This window comes from Kaistella sp. (assembly GCF_041824135.1).
Taxonomy (GTDB): domain Bacteria; phylum Bacteroidota; class Bacteroidia; order Flavobacteriales; family Weeksellaceae; genus Kaistella.
In genome coordinates this window covers 1-2840 of sequence record NZ_JBGZYM010000109.1, presented here as the reverse complement: position 1 = coordinate 2840, position 2840 = coordinate 1, and the positions used below count along the sequence as shown (strand labels likewise).

The following is a 2840-nucleotide window of genomic DNA, read 5'->3' as shown; positions in this document are numbered from 1 at the left end:
AGGATTGCACCCGTGCTATTACGCAACAGTTTTAAAATCGGCCTTGCAAAGAGCATAATAAAATTAGAAAATATTTCTCATAACTACCAAACGTTAGCTTGAGAAGTCAATTCGGTGGTATAGGGGGGATTGCTGGTAACGTTTTGGGGCTTTGCGATGGTGGGGCAATCAAAGCACAAATCTTCAATTTTGTACAAAAGTTGAACCGAAGAAATACCGTTGAACTTTGCTGTTTTGCAGCACTATTGCAAAACCCTTGTTACCAGCAGTTATTGTTTTTCAAGTTTCGGAATTTTAAATAATAAAACTAATGCCCAAATTTGTAAAACTGTTTGCACAATATTTATGATTCCAACAAAAGGCTCATTTTTTAAGTTTGCAATTAAAAAAGGAAATCCTAAAAGTCCTAAACTCAAAATTACTAACAACAAATATTTTACCCATTCTGTTCCCTTACTAACTAAATATCCAATCCCAAAGAGAAGTGCAAGAGAAACGAGTGCGATGAAAATATTCATTCCGTCATCCAAAGTTTCGTAACTCCAAATTAGATTTACAATTCCTAACGCTCCAGATAGATAAATTAAGTCCGCGGATTTTTTATGATTTTTGTGAATTATTATTTCATTGCTTTTCTTATTTTGATTAACTAGTGACATTAATCGTTCGGTTTCTTCCTCTGTAAATTCTCTTCCCCGAGATTTCAAAATTTCATAAGCATACAAATTTGCTTGGGGAACAAATCTATTTCCAATTTCAACATATTTTTCTAATTCTTGATTTGATTTTTGTTCTAAAAGTCTTTTGTTTACGCTCATTTTTTATAATTGCTGGTAACGTTTTGCAGCTACCCGAAGGTGGCGATTTCGGAGCGATTCACTATCAACCAAGCAGAAATTTTGATAAAAGCACAAAGCTTGATTTAACCACTGAACCGCCACTTTTGGGTAGGTGCTGTTAGCGGTTCGGGCTTTGTTCTTCATTCAGCGATTTCAATTCATATTTATTTTGCCACTTTTTCAGAATCAGTATCCAAAGAAAAACAGAAACTCCCAATATAATTAGTTTTTGTGTACCGTCAAGTCCATTTTTAATTAACGAATTAAACATCATTATTTGAATAATCAAATGAAAACAAGCACTTGCTAAAATCGATTTAGTGGATTCTGCAACTTGTCCGATTCCCCAACTTCCAAATAACAACATTCCTAAAAAGAAAAGATTTTCGGATATGGTTGCTTCTGTCAAAAAAGTCAAATGCCAGAAGTACCAAATAAATCCAATAATCAAATATCGTTTTACAGGTTTTAAGTTTTTAAGTTCTTCTTGTAAATATCCACGCCAACCAAATTCTTCCATTATACAGTAAATCAGACTTCCCAGAACAACAATTAATCCATATAGATTTATGTTTATTTCATAATCGTTTTTTACTCCGATAATTGTTAATAATACGATTGGAATAGCGGACATTAATAAACCTTTTCTATTGGATGTACCATAAAATGAAATTGATGTTTTTCTATCTTTTCGAAGTAAGTAAATAGCGATTAATGCTCCAATAAAAACGCCACTCCCTTCAAGTAGTACAACAGAAATTAAGTACATCCAAGTTGGAAGCTTTTGTAAAATTTCTTTCGTTCCAAAAACATCGAATCTGAAAATATTCGACAAGGAAATAGCTATTATAAGAAAGATTAGTATTCTTTTAAAGTCTATAATATTTTCTTTCATAAAATTATCTTATTGTTTTATAGCCTGACCGCTAACGGTTGGATATTTCTGCAGGCGGGCTAAAAATACGAAATCTTTCTACTTGCTAAAAATTGAATTAACCGCGAAAATCTTCGATGAAAACTTCATACCCGCTTGTAGAAATATCTTGTTATGTGCTGCCAATTTTGTAATTAAAGTTGAATTATTGATTCTCCAATCATCATGGCTACGTGAGCAAATATATGTCCTATAAATGCTGCTTCAAGACCTTTTTTCCAATATAACCAACCAAAAAACAGTCCTGCGCTTGAATTTCCTATTAGCACATAAGTGAGTAGTGATATTGTTGGATTCTGAACAGCATTAAAAACAACTGGAAAATGTCCAACCGCAAATAGAATGCTAGCTAAAATAATCCCTGTCCAATAAGTTGAATTGCCTAAATTCTTTGTTATTTTTGAAATTAGCCAAACAACTAATGTCATAAAACCAAAACGCATTAAAATTTCTTCCGTCAATCCACCATAACCAAACCTAGCAATAGTTGTTATCTTGATTTTGTTTCCAAGGTCAATAAACTCTTGGGAAATTGACGATTTAAAAATAATTCCAATTACTGTTGTTAAAATGCCGGTCAGCGAGCCAAATAAGACACCAAACTTAATTTGCTCTATAAATTTTATTTTAGGTTGTTCAATTTTCAATATTGCCGAAATTGTCGGTACTGAAAAGCCAACCTTGTCATATAGCAGTGTTCCGACTATAACCGCTATGAGCAATAAAATGGTCGGGTTGATTAATACTAAATATTTGAGGGTTCGTGGCGATATCTTTTCTAAAACTTCCGTTGGTAAACTATCAAGAGGTATTGTAATAGTTAGCATAGTCAATACACCTAGTAGCCCAAGAAAAAATAGTGATAGTCCTAATTTAAATTTTTTACTCATTATCGGTTTTTAGATGATTGTTTCGTCGTGTTTTGGTTGCACATAACGGTTGGGTATTTCTGCAGGCGGGCTAAAAATAAGAAAACTTTCTACTTGCTAAAAACTTAATTAACTGCGAAAATCTTCGATGAAAACTTCATACCCGCTCGTAGAAATACCTTGTTGCCTGATGTGTTT

3 protein-coding genes are annotated in these 2840 nt (G+C 33.0%); all 3 read right to left on the bottom strand.

All coding sequences use genetic code 11. The annotated features are described in order from the left end of the window. Positions 1-269: 269 nt before the first annotated feature. Positions 270-818: a hypothetical protein gene (locus ACEYOS_RS13910; protein WP_373748045.1), complete on the bottom strand. Its 549-nt coding sequence runs from the start codon at positions 816-818 to the stop codon at positions 270-272. Positions 819-957: 139 nt separating this feature from the next. Then, positions 958-1734, bottom strand: coding sequence for a CPBP family intramembrane glutamic endopeptidase (locus ACEYOS_RS13905; RefSeq protein ID WP_253311268.1), 777 nt, complete (start codon positions 1732-1734; stop codon positions 958-960). A gap of 173 nt (positions 1735-1907) precedes the next feature. Further along, complete coding sequence (locus ACEYOS_RS13900) at positions 1908-2663, bottom strand: CPBP family intramembrane glutamic endopeptidase (RefSeq protein WP_373748044.1); 756 nt, start codon at positions 2661-2663, stop codon at positions 1908-1910. Between the last annotated feature and the right edge of the window lie 177 nt (positions 2664-2840).